This is a genomic window from Acidovorax radicis (assembly GCF_020510705.1).
GTDB lineage: Bacteria > Pseudomonadota > Gammaproteobacteria > Burkholderiales > Burkholderiaceae_C > Acidovorax > Acidovorax radicis_A.
Genome location: NZ_CP075184.1, coordinates 986,843 through 1,002,165 on the forward strand (window position 1 = coordinate 986,843; position 15,323 = coordinate 1,002,165).

Sequence of the window (15,323 nt, forward strand, 5' to 3'; positions counted from 1 at the left end):
CGGGAAAACCCTTGATTACGCGAAAGGCGGGGTTGACTTTTGCGGAAAGAGCCCCGCTTGCCACTGCAGCGCGTTTTGCAGTTCGGCCCAGTCAAAGCCCGGGCCTGGATCGCCCTTGCGGCCCGGTGCAATGTGTTCATGGCCTGCGATATGCCGAACGGGGTAGCGTGCGGCAATGTCCTGGCAGAGCGTGGCCAGCGTGCGGTATTGCGCCGGCTCAAAGGTGAGCCCTTCCAGCCCTTCCAGCTCAATGCCGATGGAGTCATCGTTGCAATTACTGCGGCCCCGGTAGCTGGATGGGCCCGCGTGCCAGGCGCGCTGGTCGCAATCCACAAATTGCCACAGATCCCCTGTGCGCTCGACAAAAAAATGGCTGGACACCTGAAGTCCGCGAATACGCTGAAAGTAGGGGTGTGCGTCCCAATTCAGGGTATTGGTAAAGAGCTGCTGCACAGCCCCGTTGCCATATTCGCCAGGGGGCAGGCTGATCGAATGCACCACGATCAGATCCACTGCGCCGCTTGAAACGGGGCGCTGGCCGAAGTTGGGTGAGGGCACTCTCCGTGCCAAGCGGTGCCAGCCACCGTCCCAGGGGCTCACGCCTGCGTCCTGGATGTCATCCGATATCGTCATTCGGGTCTTGATCGTTCGGCGCCGCGATGTTGAGGCGGGCGATACGGTAGCGTATCTGGCGCAGGCTGATACCCAGCCTGGCGGCGGTCGCTGTGCGGTTGAAGCCAGCCTCGCGCAGGGCACGGATCAGGATTTCACGCTCTTGTTGGTCCAGCCATGCCTGCAGGTCAGTGGGAAGGGGATCGGTACAGCCGTTGGGGGCGGAGGGCTTCGACGGGCTGTTCTGCACTGTGTCCGGGGATGCGAGCAATGTGCCTGGCGAGGCCACCATGCGTGTTCCCGCCGGTGGGTTGACCGGACGTGATGGCCAATCCACCGTCAATTCATCGCCGTCGCTGAGGGCTACCGCGCGGTGCAGCAGGTTTTCCAGCTCCCGCACATTGCCTGTCAGTGGGTGGGCTGCAATGGCATTCAATGCGTCCTCGGTCAGTGCGGGTACGGGCATTCCGGACTCCTGCGAGATGCGTGCCAGCAAGGCGGCGCACAGCGCAGGCAGGTCATCGCGCCGCTCGCGCAACGGCGGGATCAGGATCTCGATCACGTTGAGGCGGTAATACAGATCCTGCCGGAATCGGCCGGACTGGACATCTGCCGCGAGGTCGCGGTGGGTCGCGCTCACGATGCGCACATCCACCGTCTCCTCTTGGGTAGAGCCCAGGGGGCGCACGCTGCGCTCCTGGATCGCTCGCAGCAGCTTCGACTGCATGGCCAGGGGCAGGTCGCCGATTTCGTCCAAAAACAGGGTGCCGCCCCGAGCGGCCTGAAAGTAGCCATCGCGGTCTTGCGACGCGCCGGTGTACGAGCCCTTACGGGCTCCGAAAAACTCGGCTTCGAGCAGATTTTCTGGAATTGCACCGCAGTTCACTGCAATCAGTGGCCCATCCGCACGCTGGCTGTGGGCGTGCAATGCCTGGGCCACGAGCTCCTTGCCGGTGCCGGACTCCCCATGAATCAGCACTGGTGCCATGCCCCGCGATACCTTGGCCACCCGCTGCTTGACGTTGCGCAGTGCCTCTGATTCACCCACCAGCCGGTCCAGCGCTGCGCCAGAAACAGCAAGCTCGCCAGAGGCCGCCGATGGACGGCCTGGGTTGCCGGTACTGCGTGCTGCGCGCGGCGCTGGCACGCCGCCTGTGCCTTGTATGGCGGATGCCACCACCGAGCGGAACTGCTTGAGGTCCACGGGTTTTGTCAGGTAATCAAAAGCGCCAGCGCGCAGGGCTTCCACGGCGTTCTCGGCCGACCCATAAGCGGTCATGACCACACAACGCTCCCGGCGTTGCTGATCGCGCAGGTCCTGCAGTAGCTCCATGCCAAACCCATCGGGGAGGCGCATGTCGGTGATCACGGCGTCGAACCGGTGGGCCTTGAGCTGATCGCGTGCCTCCTGCACGGTGGATGCCGTCTCCACGCGATAACCCTCGCGCAAGAGCGTGAGCTCGTACAAGGTGCGCAGATCGGGCTCGTCGTCTACAACAAGAATGGATGCGTTGGGAGCGTTCATGGCAATGCGGTTCAGACCACGATGGTGTCAAAAAGCGTGGCGGTATCTGCGGGACGGGTGGTGCGGCGGAAGCTGACGGTGAAAGCATTTCCGCCAGTCTCGCCCCGCAGCGTAGTGTGGTGCAGCCGTTGGTAGCTGATGGATGCGCCATGGCGCTGGCACAGTTCCCGGCAAATATAGAGGCCCAGCCCGCTGGAGCGGCTCTCCGAGGAGAAGAAGGGCTCAAACAGATGCCGCTCTACCGATTTGTCCATGGGAGCGCCGTCGCTCCACACCTGCAGGCTAACCTGACCACCAGCCGTAGCGCGCGTTGTGATCGACAGGGAGTCGGGCGCCTGGCCCATATAGCGCAAGGCGTTGTCCAGCAGGTTCACCAGGACGCGGCGCAGGTGCTCGGCATCAAACTCCACCTGCGTGGCGCCCGCGCCAAGCATCACGACCGCACGGCGTTCACACGGATTCTGGGCTTGCCAGTCGCTCCATACCTGAGCGACCGTTTCATCGAGCGGCACCGTCGCAGCGGGGGCGTGGCTGATCTGGTGCTGGACACGGGCGATATCCAGCACCTCCTCGGCAATGCGGGCCAGGCGATCAGCGTTTTGCCGCACCATGCGCGCCAGGCGCAGGTGCCCTGGGTCTTGCAGGTCCTCTTCCAGCAATGCATTGGCCTGAACAATGGCCGCGAGGGGGTTGCGAATTTCGTGGGCGACGGCGGCGGACATTCGGCCCATGGCCGCCAGTTTCTCGGTGCGCAACCGGGCTTCCATTTCACGCAGATCATGCAGAAACATCACGCACAGGCGCTCGGCGCGCGACGGTTTTGCAGCCTCCTGCATGGATGTAAGCCAAGTGCGCACATGCAAGCCCATGGGGCTTTTGCCTGGGCGCAGCAAGTCCACGTCCGCCGTCAGGGGTTGCTCCCGCCGAAAGCTGCGTTGGGCCAACAACACCAGGGGCTGCCACGCTGGCTCTGATGCGAGGGTGAAAGGTAATTCAGGCAGTGTGTCGCCACCCAGCAATTGCAAACCCGCAGGGTTGGCAATGCGGACGACGTCGTTTTCGTCCACCACCAGCACGCCATCGGTCAGATTCTGGATAACCAGTGCGCTGACCTGGGTCTGTACCCTGGCCGCGATGCGACTCTGTTGCGCCAATTCCTGCTCGCGTGTCAGGCGGGTGGCCAGCTGGTGGGTCAGGTAGCTCAGGATGAAGTAGCCCGTGCCGGTGAGCGCGCTTTGCAGGTAACGCTGTGCGTCGTCTCCGCCTGCACGGGTCCCTAGCCACCAGGCCCACGCCAGGAGCAGCAAGGTGACGGCCGCAGTGGTTCCCAGCGCCAGCGTGAGTGTGCCCAGCACGGCTGCCATGAGAATGGGCAGCCCGAACAAAGGGGTGTAGTTCATGCTGCCCACATGCAATAACTGCAATGCGGTGATGGCGACAAGGTCCACGCCAATGGATGGGAGCCATTGGGGCCCGGCACTGGGAGACGGTGGCCCGCGCCGGGCCAGACCGCGAAGCAACGCGGTGGCCACGAGATACACGAGGCAAACCGCGAGCACGGCCGGTTCTGTAGCCTGGTTCATGATTTGGCCGGCGCCCTGCAGAACCACCAGGGCAAACGCCACCATGACGCGACCGGTCAGAAACCCGCGCCACATCCGCACAAACGGCGCATCCACAGTGGGCATGAAGCTACTGGCTGGCAACCCGTACATGGCGTCAGGCGGGGCCGAGGCGCCGGTGTTCGGCGCAGCAATAGGCCTGGTTGCCAAGCATCAGGGCTTCAGCCTTGGGGATGTGTATGCCGCAATGTGCACAGGCAGGCATGTCCTGTGGCAACGCCAGGGGCGGCGGCGGGGTGTTTTGCGTGGCGGCGCCCGGTGCGCGTCGGCTGCGCCAGACGCCGATGGCCACCGCCAGGACAACCAGCAAGACCAGGTACTTCATGTGCTGCGGCCCAATACAACTTCGAGAACAAAACGGGAGCCCACGTAGGCGAGCAGCAACAGGGCAGAGCCGGTGTAGAGCACCCGCACGGCATTGCGCCCGCGCCAACCAAAACGTGCGCGGCCAAGCAGCAAGGTGGCGAAGGTCACCCACGACAGCAGCGAGAAAATGGCTTTGTGGTCCCATCGCCAGGCGCGACCATACAGGGTTTCACCAAACAGCCAGCCCGCGGCTAGCGTGGCGGTCAGCAAAATAAAGCCCGCGACGACAAAACGAAAGGTCAGGCGCTCCAGCGTGAGCAGTGGGATACCGCTGCGCGGGTCTTCCGCCTGGCGAATGTGGCGCTCGGCACGGGTCATCAGCCAGGCATGCACGACCGCTGCGGCGAACAAGCCATAGCAGGCGATGCCCAGTGCGAGGTGTAGCGGCAACCAGGCCGACGCTTGAACATGCAGCGGTTGCCCCGGAAAAAGCAGGGCCAACACGATGGCGGCGGCCCCCAGGGCGGCGAGCACCCAGCGGGCCTGCATCTGCGGAAACAGCTGCCGCTCCACCGCATACACCGTCAATACCAGCCACGCTGTCATGGACAACGCGGGCGCAAAGCCAAACCGGGGCGTATCGCCCCACAGCCCCCACACCAGCACGGCGCCGTGCAGTAGCCAGGCCACAAGCAGTGCATTGCGTGCGGCCACCGCACTCATGCGCGAAGCCGCTGCGGCGGGCACGGCATAGGCCACGGCAGCAGCCAGGGCCAGCAGCCAGCTGGCGGGGGAAGCACTGGGTAAAATCATGGGTCACAGTTTAGCCTTTCGCCCACCGCCAGCGCCCTGGCGGGCTTGTGCCTTCAACGGCTGCGTTGACCGTGCACAGGCAACACCGGAACTTCTTTTATGGCCTCCGCCCTTACCGACAAACTCTCGCGCCTCGTCAAGGAGATGCGTGGCCAGGCCCGCATTACCGAATCCAACGTGCAGGACATGCTGCGCGAAGTGCGCATGGCACTGCTGGAGGCCGACGTGGCCTTGCCGGTGGTGCGTGATTTCATTGCGCGCGTCAAGGAAAAGGCGCTGGGACAAGAGGTACTTGGCTCGCTCAAGCCCGGCCAGACCCTGGTCAGCATCGTTAACCGCGAGCTGGCGGCCACCATGGGTGAAGGCGTGGCGGACATCAACCTGGCGGCCCAGCCGCCTGCCATCATTTTGATGGCAGGCTTGCAGGGGGCGGGTAAAACCACCACCACGGCCAAGCTGGCCAAGCACCTGATCGAAAAGCGCAAGAAGAAGGTCTTGACCGTTTCGGGCGACGTGTACCGCCCGGCCGCCATTGAGCAGCTCAAGACGGTGACCCAGCAGGCCGGCGCCGAGTGGTTCCCCAGCACGCCCGACCAGAAGCCGCTGGATATCGCGCTGGCGGCGCTCGATTACGCCAAGAAGCATTACTTCGACGTGCTGCTGGTCGATACGGCCGGCCGCCTGGCCATCGACGAAGCCTTGATGAAAGAAATCAAGGACCTGCACGCCGCACTGAAGCCGGTCGAGACCTTGTTCGTGGTAGATGCCATGCAGGGCCAGGATGCCATCAACACGGCCAAGGCGTTCAAAGAGGCGCTGCCGCTGACCGGCATCGTGCTGACCAAGCTTGATGGCGATTCGCGTGGCGGTGCGGCGTTGTCGGTGCGGCAGGTGACGGGAGCCCCCATCAAGTTTGCGGGCGTGTCCGAGAAACTCGATGGCCTGGAGGTGTTCGATGCCGAGCGCCATGCGGGCCGTATTCTGGGCATGGGCGACATCGTTGCGCTGGTGGAGCAGGTCACCGCCGGGGTGGACATGGAGGCCGCGCAAAAGCTGGCGGCCAAGGTCAAGAGTGGCGATGGGTTCGATCTGAACGATTTCCTCTCGCAGATCCAGCAGATGAAGCAGATGGGCGGGTTGTCCAGCCTGATGGACAAGCTCCCGTCTCACCTCACGGCCAAGGCCGGTGCGGTGGACATGGACAAGGCCGAGAAGGACATCAAGCGCAAGGAAGGCATCATTCAGAGCATGACGCCCAAGGAACGCCGCAGGCCCGAAATCATCAAGGCCACCCGCAAAAAACGCATTGCCAACGGCGCCGGGGTGCAGGTTCAGGAGGTCAACCGCCTGCTCAAGGAGTTTGAGCAGATGCAGGACATGATGAAGAAGATGAAGGGCGGCGGACTGATGAAGATGATGAAAAAAATGGGCGGCATGAAAGGCATGGGCGGTGGCGGTATGCCCAAGATGCCCTTCTGATTTTTAAGCATTTTTGGCCTCTAGCGCTTATACATAAAGCGCTATCAGCTATCAATAAGTGAGCAAAACAAAAAACCGGTGAGGGCCGGTTTTTTTGTGGGTGGGCGCCGTTCGCTACAAGGTGCACGCTGGCCGGCTCACGCAGCCTTGAGCAGCACTGCGGCAGACAGCTGGCTGGCATGCAGCCAGGCGCGGCGCAACACGGGCGGCGACCATGCTTCCTCGGGGATCAGCAGCAGGCGCTGGGCACGCAGGGCCTTGCCCAAGGCGATCTGGCTGGTGACAACCGCCAGCGGAATGGCCAGCGCCAAAGGCAGGCCCACCGGCAGCAGCCACAGCAGCGCGCTGCTGTCGATTAGCGCGACCCCGACGCCCAACAAGGCAATCACCGCACTCATGGGGGCCAGCTGGCGTACCGCGTACAACCAAGGCACGGCATGGGCTTCGCGCGGGGGCGACTTCCATTCGAGCTTCAGGCCGGTCAACGCGATCAGTACAAACAGCGAATGCGCCAGCATGCGGATGGGGGCTTGCAGGATGGCGAGCACGCTTTCCAGCACGGCACTTTTGAGCAAGCTGAAAGCGCCTCCGTACTCCTTTTGCTCGTGGCGCATGAACACGGCCGTCACGCCCAGGATGCGGGGCAGAAAGAGCATGCACAGCGTCCATCCCCAGAGCGCGAGCAACTCGGTGGGCAGGATATGCCAGTCGGCCACCAGCTTGGCGCCCGACAGCCACAGCGCCGTGCCCAGCGTGAGAAACGCCAGCCACAGCGGCGCCGACAGGTAGGCCATGGCCCCTGTGATGAACATCGAGCGGTGCACAGGGTGGATGCCGGGTTCGGCCACGAGACGGGCGTTTTGCAGGTTACCCTGGCACCAGCGACGGTCGCGCTGCAGCTCGGCCAGCAGGTCTGGTGGCTGTTGCTCATAGCTGCCGATCAGGTCGGAGACCAGCCACACGTGGTATCCAGCGCGGCGCATCAACGCAGCCTCCACAAAGTCGTGCGACATGATGCCGCCCGCCAAACCGCCTTTGCCCTTGATGGGGGCGAGCGCACAGTGCTGCATGAAAGGCTCCACACGCAGGATGGCGTTGTGGCCCCAATAGTGCGACTCGCCCAACTGCCAATACTGCATGCCCAGCGTGAACAGCCGGCCGGTGACGCGCGACGCAAACTGCTGTGCGCGTGCGTGCAGTGTGACGTGGCCGATGGCCTGGGTGGCCGTCTGGATGATGCCGGCGCTGGGGTGGGCTTCCATCAGCTTGGCCATCGAGACGATGCAATCGCCGCTCATCACGCTGTCGGCGTCCAGCACCACCATGTAACGGTAGTCCTTGCCCCAGCGGCGACAAAAATCGGCCACATTGCCCGCTTTGCGGTGTGTGCGGCGCGTGCGCAGGCGGTAATACACCTGCACCTGGGGCTGTTGGCCGTGTTCGGCCAGTGCGGTACGCAGGTCCTCCCAGGCGGCGCGCTCGGCTGCGGCAATGCCGCTGTCGTAGCTGTCTGACAAGACAAACACATCAAACGTGGCGCCATGCCCGGTGGAGGCCACTGACTCGCAGGTAGCCCGCAGGCCGGCAAATACCGTGGCCACGTCTTCATTGCAGATCGGCATGATGATGGCGGTGCGGGCCCCTGGCGCCAGCGTGTGCGCCGTGACGCTGCGCACAGACAGGGCGTGTTTGTCGCCGCGCACCATCACCCAAAACCCCATCAGGCCGGTCAGAAAGCCTGTGACTACCCAGGCGGAGAGCAGTGCAAACAGCGCAATCTGTCCATAGCTCAGCCAGGCGTTGTCATAGACAGGCTGCACATTGGCAAACAAATAACTCGCGAGCGTGGTGGTCAGCAGGGTCAGCAATGCAAAAGTCCAGCGGCGGCGCTGCGCACCGGTTTGCCAGGCGGTGCTCGTTGGGTTGTCAGGCTGTGCAGGCTGCGGGGCCTGTGGCGCGGCTTGGCAACCGGTCAGGCGCAGCAGCAATGCGGTACTCAGACTGTTCCAGAACCCCCGCCAGGGCACCGGCGCCATGGAGCCTCGGTTGAGCGGGGGCGCCGTGACCGAATTGGGGTGGCGTTCCTCACGCAACGCACTGCGCTGAGCGGTGTCGCCGTGGCGCTCTCTGGGGTTTACTCGGGAAGAATGATGTGCGTCCATGTTTCGCTCACAGCGTGGTTATCGTGTTGAAGAAAAGCGCGCAGCTCGACGGGCCGGTGGGCGTCGGTGCGCTGTACGCGAACCGTCATGCGCCACTGCCCTGTGGCAGGGTTGCGATAGGCCATGTTTTCGAGCACCTGGCCGTTGGCATCGCTGGTCACCACCGCTTTGACCGTGGCGTCGGCAGGCAGGGCCAGGAGGGCCGGCCCATCGAAGTCGACGACGTACTGGGTTTGTTGGCGCAAGGTTTCGGCGCTTTGTTTCGTGTAGCCCATGCCACGGCGCGACTGGGTAGCCCAGGCACTGGGTGGGCGCTGCTGGTCATCGCCCTGCCAGCTCAGCTCGTAGGCGAATTCCAGCGGCTGACCGGGGGCGGGCATCTGCGCGGGCACCCAGTAGGCGACGATGTTGTCGTGTGTTTCATCGGGCGTGTTCAGCTGAACCAGCTCCACACGGCCCGCCCCCCAGTTGTGCAGCGGGCGCACCCAGGCGCTGGGGCGGCGTTCATAGCGGGCTTCCACGTCTTCGTAGCTGGCCCACTGGCGGTCACGTTGCATCAGCCCAAAACCTATGGGGTTCTTGGTGGCAAAAGAGGTCACCAACGTCTGCTTGGGGTTTTGCAGGGGCCTCCACAACCATTCGCCTTCGCCGGTGGCGATCATCAGACCATCCGAGTCATGCACCTCGGGCCGGAAGTCGTCCTTGCGGGGCTGGTTCTCGCCAAAAAAGAACATGCTCGTCAGCGGGGCGATACCCAGCGTGGCAATGGGGTTGCCCGTGCCGGAGCCGGTGCGTAAAAAAACGCGGCTGTGAACGGTGGTGGTGGTCTGTGCGCCGGGTTGGATGTCAAAGCGATACGCACCGCTCGCACGGGGTGAATCCAGGAGCGCGTACACGGTCACCGTGGTGGCGTTGGCTTCGGGCCTGACGAGCCAGAACTCGGTGAAGCGCGGAAACTCTTCGCCTTGGCCGGGTGCTGCGCCCGCCGTGTCAATGGCCAACCCGCGCGCAGACAGGCCGTACTGCTGCCCTTTGCCCAGCGCACGAAAATAGCTGGCGCCCTGAAACACTGCCAGTTCGTCTTTGTACGCACTGGAGTTCAAGGGGTTGTGCAGCCTGAAGCCGGCAAAGCCCAGGTCACCCCAGGTCTCGGGCCGGACCTCGTTCTTGCCGTAGTCAAAATCCGCGCGGTTGTAACGGATGTGGCGTGTGCCTTGTGGGGTCACTTCGTTGATCAGCACCGGCGTGGTCTGGTACAGGCCCAGGTGGAAGAACATTGCTTCGAACGCGAGGTTTTCCTTGCGCCACAGCGCACGCTCAGGGCGCCAGCGGATGTCGCGAACCTGGTCGTAGTTGAGCGGGGCCAGATCCGCTGGCAGCTTGTTGCTGACTGGCTGATATGGCTTTTGGGCGCGCTCTCGGGCGATCTGCGTCACGCGCTCAAAATCGAAGCCCTGTGCCTGTGCTGTGCCTGTCAACAGCACGGCGCCCAGCACCACCGCGAGCCACTGGGTGCGCCGCGAGAACGGTGAAGATGGAGTAAAAAAAGAAGCCTGCATGCGGGCTACTAGGGCAAACCCCGTGCCAGCATTGAAAAGTCGTTCTATATCAACGACTTATCGGTCTTTTTGCTTGTAAGTGTTTGTGCACTGCGGTAGGGGGCCGCTTTTCACCCCTGTTTTGTCGCCAAAGGGCGACAGATGGCCGCAGCCAGGGATGAAAACCTCAGTGAATCAACAACTTAGTCGTGTCGCTCGTCAGCGACACCATCCACGCCGGGCGTATCGTTCTTGAAGTGACCCGGTGTGAGTTCGTGCTTTTGCAGCAGGCGGTAGAACTCGGTCCGGTTGCGCTGGGCCAGGCCGGCGGCGTCGGCCACGTTGCCATCGGTCATCTTGAGCAAGCCCACCAGATATTCACGCTCAAAGCGCTGGCGCGCTTCCGCAAAACTCAGCACTTGGGTGGAGGGTGTGCGCAGGGCGCGCTGCACCAGGGTGAGAGGCACCAGCGGCGTGGTGGAGAGTGCGCACACTTGTTCCACCACGTTGTAGAGCTGGCGCACATTGCCGGGCCATGTGGCCATGGTCAGTGCCTTGAGCGCCTCGGGCGCAAAACCCGACAGCCGTTTGTCGTATTTGCGCGAGAGCTTGTCGAGGAAGTAGTTGGCCAGCAGCGCAATGTCTTCGCGTCGCTCGCCAAGTGTGGGCAGCGCCAGCGTGACGACGTTGAGGCGGTAATACAGGTCTTCGCGAAACTGGGCGGTCGCCATGGCGGCTTCCAGATCGCGGTGGGTGGCCGAGATGATGCGCACGTCAATCGCCGTGGCCTGGCTGGCTCCCACGGGGCGCACGGCGCGCTCTTGCAGTACACGCAGCAGCTTGACCTGCAGCGCCGGGGGCATGTCACCAATTTCGTCGAGCAGCAGCGTGCCCCCCTCGGCCGCCTGAAAAAGCCCTTTGTGGTTGCTTACCGCATCGGTGAACGCCCCTTTGACGTGTCCGAACAATTCCGATTCGAGCAGCGCTTCAGGGATGGCGCCGCAGTTGACTGCCACAAACGGGCGGTTGGCCCGTGGGCTGGCGCGGTGAATAGCGCGCGCCAGCAGCTCCTTGCCGGCACCACTGTCGCCCAGCAACAGCACACTGGCATCCGACTGCGCCACCATGTACGCCTCGGCCAGCAGGTCCGTCATGCGGTTGGATCGGCTCACGATCTCCGATCGCCAGTCTTCGTTGGCGTGTGCATGGGTGGCAACGGGCGCGCTCAGGGCCAGCGCCTGGCCAATCTTTTCCAACAGATCTTTGCCGTCGTAGGGTTTGGTCAGGTAGGTAAAGACACCGCGCGATGTGGCCTCCACTGCATCGGGAATGGTGCCGTGTGCGGTCAGCAAAATCACCGGCAGCGACGGATGTCGCGCACGCACTTCGTCAAACAAGGCCAGTCCGTCACGCCCTGGCAGGCGCACGTCGCTCAACACGAGTTGGGGGCGCGCCGTGTCCAGCTGGGCCAGTGCCGCTTCGGCAGAACCCACGGCGATCACTTCGTATCCCGCTGCCTTCAGCCGCAGTGACAGCAGTCTCAGCATGTCGGCATCGTCATCGACCACCAGGAGACGCGCAGCGGGGGCCAGGCGGCGGTTGTTGATAGACGGGGGTGTAGCCATGGCTGGTTGTCTCGCTCAATCTTCTGGTGTGGGGGCGTCAGGGGGCCGGTCGTTGCGTGTTGCTGCCGGGGGCTGGCGCAGGCGCGGAGGGCGGCGAGACCGGGCGGGTGGTCAGGCTGCGTTCGATGGCACGCACCGCCTCCAGGCGCTCGTTGAGCTGGTCGTTGCGGCGCTGCGTGTCACGCAACTGCTGGCTTTGCTTCTCCAGTTGGTCTTCAAGCCGTCGCTGTTGCAGCAGGCGCGCTTCAACCAGGCGTGCCAGCGGCTGCAGTGCCTGTGCTTCGTCTGTGGCGTTGTTGGCTAACACCCGTTGCACCAGGCCGAGGGCGCGCGCAGTATCCACGGCCTGGCGGGTGTGGGACAAAGCGATGGCCAGCACCAGTGTTTTTTCTGCTGCCGTCTCTTCGGTAGCGCTTAGGCGGGCAATCTCCTTGCCCAGCTCTGGGGCGGGCATGCTCAAAATCCTATCCGTCTGGGCCAGCACCCGCTGCACCGGATCCGCCGTGGCGGGCGTTGTGGGGGCAGCCGAGGGCGATGAGTCTGCATCTGTTGGCGCATTGGCCGCTGGAGATGTCGTCACCCAGCTGGTGGGATCGGGTGGTGGTTGCGACACCCGCTTGGGCATCATGGGCGCCTGGCAGCCCGCCAGCACAAGGCTCACAACCATCGACAAGATGCCGGCGTGCCGACTCCGCCACGGGATCGTTGGGGTTATGGGAGGGGTGCAACTAGGCTGCATTCGGTAGTTCTATGCGAAAAAAGGTGTGGGCGCCTTCTTCAATGAGCCGCACCCGGCCCCCATGGGCGGCCACGTATTCCTGAACGATAGACAGGCCAATGCCGGTTCCACGCGTTGCGTCGTCGGGTTGGCGGCCCCCCCGGTAGAAAGGCTCGAAGATGTGGCCCCGATCGGCCGCAGCCACACCGGGGCCCTCGTCCAAAACGTCCACCTGCACCCATCCTGCACGCTGCGAAAGGACCAGGCGCACCATGCCACCTTTGGGTGAAAAGCGGATGGCGTTCGATAGCAGGTTGCTGATGGCCGATGCCATCTTGTCCGCATCCACCTGCATTGACACCGAGGAGCCTTCCACGACGGCTCGCAGTCCCCGGGCTTGCCACTGCAGGCGCTGGGCTTCAACTTGCGCTTCCAGCAACGCCAGCAGGTCGGTATCACTGCGTTTGAGCTGGCGCGCCTCAAAGGCCGCCGCATTGAAACGCAGCAGTGCCTCGATTTCGTCTTGGAGCACTCGCGTGTTGTGGTGCAGAATTTGCGCGACCTCATGCTGACCAGGGTTGAGTTCTCCGGTCACACCATCCTGCAGCAGTGCCACGCCTTCGCGCAACGCTGCCAGCGGCGTTTTGAGTTCGTGCGAGACGTGGCGCAGAAAACGTGCCTTGTCCGTATCAAGCTCCTGCAGCCGAAGGCGGAGCCATTCGAGCTGCTGGCCCAGTCGACGCACGTCATCGGGGCCGGAGATCGCGATGGCTTCATCAAGCCGGTTTTCCCCCAGCCTCTGGATCGTCCGTTCCAGTCGTTTGAAGGGGCGTGCCAGCCAGATGCCCAGGGCCAGTGCGAGGACCAGGGCCAACACAATCACGCCAACCACCTGGTGCGTGACGTTGCGGCGGCTGTCTTCGATCCGGCCTTGAAGGTCCTGGTTGCGCCGCATATTGGTGTCTTGCACCGCCTGCGCGATAGCGGCATGGAGGCTATCCAATGCGACAAATTCCTCGGCGACCCGCTGCTCGTTGTCCAGCGCGAGCGAGGGTGGTGCATCAAGCAATCCTTTGACGGTATCGAGGTGAAGACGCCACTGTGTGGATTGCTCTTCGGGAATTCCGCCTTTTTGCAGTTGGTCCAGAAGCACCAATGCGTCGATGGACATCTCGTCAAAGCTGCGGCGCAATGTGGCGTCGCGCAGCACCAGTGACTGCCGGGCGGCACGCTCCAGTGCCTGGCCGCGCTGGTTCAACCCCTGTGCAGCATTGCTCAAGGAGGCCGCTTGTGCCGTGCCGTGGCGGCTTTGAAGCATCAACTGCTCCAGCGTGTGCAGTGCCCGCAGCGAACTCACGCCCAATAGTCCGGCAATCAGCAAAAACGCCAGCAGCAGCAATTGCTGGAACGACAGGCCACTGAGCGGGCCACTGACTTTGACCGATCCCGTGTTTGGCAGGCTGCTTTCTAAAGGCATCGTGTCAGGGGTGTGCAACGCCTCACGCTGCGTGCGCTGCCTCATGAGTGAGCACTTCGCCCCGCAGTGTGTAGGCTTTGGCTTCAGTGATCGTTACGTCCACCATTTGCCCCACCAGGCGAGCTTGCCCCGCGAAGTTGACCACCCGGTTGCATTCCGTGCGGCCCATGAGTTCGGTGCTGTCGCGCTTGGAGGTGCCCTCCACAAGAATGCGTTGCACCGTGCCGAGGCGGCTTTCGCTGATCGACTTGATGTTGGCATTGATGACGCCCTGCAGGTGTTGCAGGCGGCGCAGCTTCACGTCATGGGGGGTATCGTCGTGCAGCCCGGCGGCAGGTGTACCCGGGCGGGGGCTGAAGATGAAGCTGAAGCTGTTGTCAAAATGGATGTCATCGATGAGCTTCATCATCTTGTTGAAGTCTTCTTCGGTCTCGCCAGGAAAGCCCACGATGAAATCGCTGCTCATGGCCAAATCAGGGCGGATGGCGCGCAGCTTGCGCACCGTGCTCTTGTATTCCATGGCGGTGTAGCCGCGTTTCATGGCCATCAGGATGCGGTCTGAGCCGTGTTGCACCGGGAGGTGCAGGTGGCTGACCAGCTTGGGCAGCCGGGCGTAGGCGTCGATCAGCCGTGGTGTGAATTCGTTGGGGTGGCTGGTGGTGTAACGGATGCGCTCAATGCCCGGAATCTCTGCCACGTATTCGAGCAATAGCGCAAAGTCTGCGTTTTCGCTGGTGCCGCCCATCTTGCCCAGATAAGCGTTCACATTCTGGCCCAGCAGCGTCACTTCCTTGACTCCCTGGTCCGCCAGCCCTGCGACTTCCACGAGCACGTCGTCGAACGGGCGGCTCACTTCCTCACCGCGGGTGTACGGCACCACACAGTAGCTGCAATATTTGCTGCAACCTTCCATGATCGAGACAAAGGCACTTGCGCCCTCTACCCGGGCTGGCGGCAGATGGTCGAATTTCTCGATTTCAGGAAAGCTGATGTCCACCTGCGGACGGTCTTGCCGGTCACGCTGGTTCAGCAACTCGGGCAGGCGGTGCAGGGTTTGCGGGCCGAACACCACATCGACATAGGGCGCGCGCTTGATGATCTCGGCGCCTTCCTGGCTGGCCACACATCCGCCGACGCCGATCTTCACGCCCCGTGCTTTGAGGTGTTTGATGCGGCCGAGGTCGCTGAAGACTTTTTCCTGCGCTTTTTCGCGCACCGAGCAGGTGTTGAACAGGATCAGGTCCGCCTCGTCCACGTTTTGCGTGGGTTCATAGCCCTGCGCGGCGTGCAGTACGTCGGCCATCTTGTCCGAGTCGTACTCGTTCATCTGGCAGCCGAAGGTTTTGATGAAGACTTTTTTGGCCATGGCAATTCGCAAATAGCAAACAGACACCCCTGTGTTCAGGAGTGCATAAAAGGTGAATTCGTTAACGGCGCAACCGCCCA

General features: G+C 63.1%; 12 protein-coding genes. 1 reads left to right on the forward strand and 11 read right to left on the reverse strand.

The features are described 5' to 3' along the window. Nucleotides 1–15 precede the first annotated feature (15 nt). From ampD to KI609_RS04430, 5 genes are read right to left on the reverse strand one after another with little or no spacing between them, the layout of a single operon-like run. Nucleotides 16–633 carry a 1,6-anhydro-N-acetylmuramyl-L-alanine amidase AmpD gene (gene ampD / locus KI609_RS04410; RefSeq protein WP_226447495.1) on the reverse strand — a complete coding sequence of 206 codons (618 nt, stop codon included), beginning with the start codon at nucleotides 631–633 and terminating at the stop codon, nucleotides 16–18. Then, entirely contained in the window at nucleotides 617–2,137 is a 1,521-nt protein-coding gene (locus tag KI609_RS04415) for a sigma-54-dependent transcriptional regulator (protein WP_226447497.1), read from the reverse strand. The genes ampD and KI609_RS04415 overlap by 17 nt, the downstream gene beginning before the upstream one ends. A gap of 11 nt (nucleotides 2,138–2,148) precedes the next feature. Next, complete coding sequence (locus tag KI609_RS04420; protein WP_226447499.1) at nucleotides 2,149–3,852, reverse strand: two-component system sensor histidine kinase NtrB; 1,704 nt, start codon at nucleotides 3,850–3,852, stop codon at nucleotides 2,149–2,151. Nucleotides 3,853–3,856: 4 nt separating this feature from the next. Beyond that, the gene (locus KI609_RS04425; RefSeq protein ID WP_226447501.1) at nucleotides 3,857–4,084 is read right to left on the reverse strand and encodes a PP0621 family protein; all 228 of its coding nucleotides are present in this window, start codon (nucleotides 4,082–4,084) and stop codon (nucleotides 3,857–3,859) included. Next, nucleotides 4,081–4,878 (reverse strand): inner membrane protein YpjD, encoded by a 798-nt coding sequence (locus KI609_RS04430; protein ID WP_226447503.1) that lies wholly within the window; start codon nucleotides 4,876–4,878, stop codon nucleotides 4,081–4,083. The genes KI609_RS04425 and KI609_RS04430 overlap by 4 nt, the downstream gene beginning before the upstream one ends. 99 nt (nucleotides 4,879–4,977) lie before the next feature. On the opposite strand from KI609_RS04430, the gene ffh reads away from it, so the two are divergent. Then, the gene (ffh, locus tag KI609_RS04435) at nucleotides 4,978–6,357 is read left to right on the forward strand and encodes a signal recognition particle protein (RefSeq protein ID WP_226447506.1); all 1,380 of its coding nucleotides are present in this window, start codon (nucleotides 4,978–4,980) and stop codon (nucleotides 6,355–6,357) included. A 137-nt stretch (nucleotides 6,358–6,494) separates the two neighbouring features. Here ffh and mdoH read toward each other — a convergent pair whose 3' ends face one another. The 6 genes from mdoH to miaB all read right to left on the reverse strand — a co-directional run bounded on the left by mdoH (nucleotide 6,495) and on the right by miaB (nucleotide 15,243). Then, nucleotides 6,495–8,519, reverse strand: a complete 2,025-nt coding sequence (mdoH, locus tag KI609_RS04440) for a glucans biosynthesis glucosyltransferase MdoH (protein WP_226447508.1) — start codon at nucleotides 8,517–8,519, stop codon at nucleotides 6,495–6,497. Next, nucleotides 8,492–10,078 carry a glucan biosynthesis protein G gene (locus KI609_RS04445; RefSeq protein WP_226447510.1) on the reverse strand — a complete coding sequence of 529 codons (1,587 nt, stop codon included), beginning with the start codon at nucleotides 10,076–10,078 and terminating at the stop codon, nucleotides 8,492–8,494. The genes mdoH and KI609_RS04445 overlap by 28 nt, the downstream gene beginning before the upstream one ends. 182 nt (nucleotides 10,079–10,260) lie before the next feature. Further along, on the reverse strand, nucleotides 10,261–11,682 hold the full coding sequence (locus KI609_RS04450) for a sigma 54-interacting transcriptional regulator (protein ID WP_226447512.1): 1,422 nt from the start codon (nucleotides 11,680–11,682) through the stop codon (nucleotides 10,261–10,263). Between the two features lie 37 nt (nucleotides 11,683–11,719). Beyond that, nucleotides 11,720–12,349 (reverse strand): hypothetical protein, encoded by a 630-nt coding sequence (locus KI609_RS04455; RefSeq protein ID WP_226447515.1) that lies wholly within the window; start codon nucleotides 12,347–12,349, stop codon nucleotides 11,720–11,722. A 61-nt stretch (nucleotides 12,350–12,410) separates the two neighbouring features. Next, a complete protein-coding gene (locus tag KI609_RS04460) occupies nucleotides 12,411–13,877 on the reverse strand; it encodes an ATP-binding protein (protein WP_226447517.1) in 1,467 nt (488 codons plus the stop codon). Nucleotides 13,878–13,899: 22 nt separating this feature from the next. Continuing rightward, nucleotides 13,900–15,243 carry a tRNA (N6-isopentenyl adenosine(37)-C2)-methylthiotransferase MiaB gene (miaB, locus tag KI609_RS04465; protein WP_226447519.1) on the reverse strand — a complete coding sequence of 448 codons (1,344 nt, stop codon included), beginning with the start codon at nucleotides 15,241–15,243 and terminating at the stop codon, nucleotides 13,900–13,902. Between the last annotated feature and the right edge of the window lie 80 nt (nucleotides 15,244–15,323).

Excerpts from the sequence above, each read along its gene's own strand:
- ampD (WP_226447495.1), bottom strand. The coding sequence starts at position 633 with ATGACGATATCGGATGACATCCAGGACGCAGGCGTGAGCCCCTGGGAC.
- KI609_RS04415 (WP_226447497.1), bottom strand. The coding sequence starts at position 2,137 with ATGAACGCTCCCAACGCATCCATTCTTGTTGTAGACGACGAGCCCGAT.
- KI609_RS04420 (WP_226447499.1), bottom strand. The coding sequence starts at position 3,852 with ATGTACGGGTTGCCAGCCAGTAGCTTCATGCCCACTGTGGATGCGCCG.
- KI609_RS04425 (WP_226447501.1), bottom strand. The coding sequence starts at position 4,084 with ATGAAGTACCTGGTCTTGCTGGTTGTCCTGGCGGTGGCCATCGGCGTC.
- KI609_RS04430 (WP_226447503.1), bottom strand. The coding sequence starts at position 4,878 with ATGATTTTACCCAGTGCTTCCCCCGCCAGCTGGCTGCTGGCCCTGGCT.
- ffh (WP_226447506.1), top strand. The coding sequence starts at position 4,978 with ATGGCCTCCGCCCTTACCGACAAACTCTCGCGCCTCGTCAAGGAGATG.
- mdoH (WP_226447508.1), bottom strand. The coding sequence starts at position 8,519 with ATGGACGCACATCATTCTTCCCGAGTAAACCCCAGAGAGCGCCACGGC.
- KI609_RS04445 (WP_226447510.1), bottom strand. The coding sequence starts at position 10,078 with ATGCAGGCTTCTTTTTTTACTCCATCTTCACCGTTCTCGCGGCGCACC.
- KI609_RS04450 (WP_226447512.1), bottom strand. The coding sequence starts at position 11,682 with ATGGCTACACCCCCGTCTATCAACAACCGCCGCCTGGCCCCCGCTGCG.
- KI609_RS04455 (WP_226447515.1), bottom strand. The coding sequence starts at position 12,349 with ATGGTTGTGAGCCTTGTGCTGGCGGGCTGCCAGGCGCCCATGATGCCC.
- KI609_RS04460 (WP_226447517.1), bottom strand. The coding sequence starts at position 13,877 with ATGCCTTTAGAAAGCAGCCTGCCAAACACGGGATCGGTCAAAGTCAGT.
- miaB (WP_226447519.1), bottom strand. The coding sequence starts at position 15,243 with ATGGCCAAAAAAGTCTTCATCAAAACCTTCGGCTGCCAGATGAACGAG.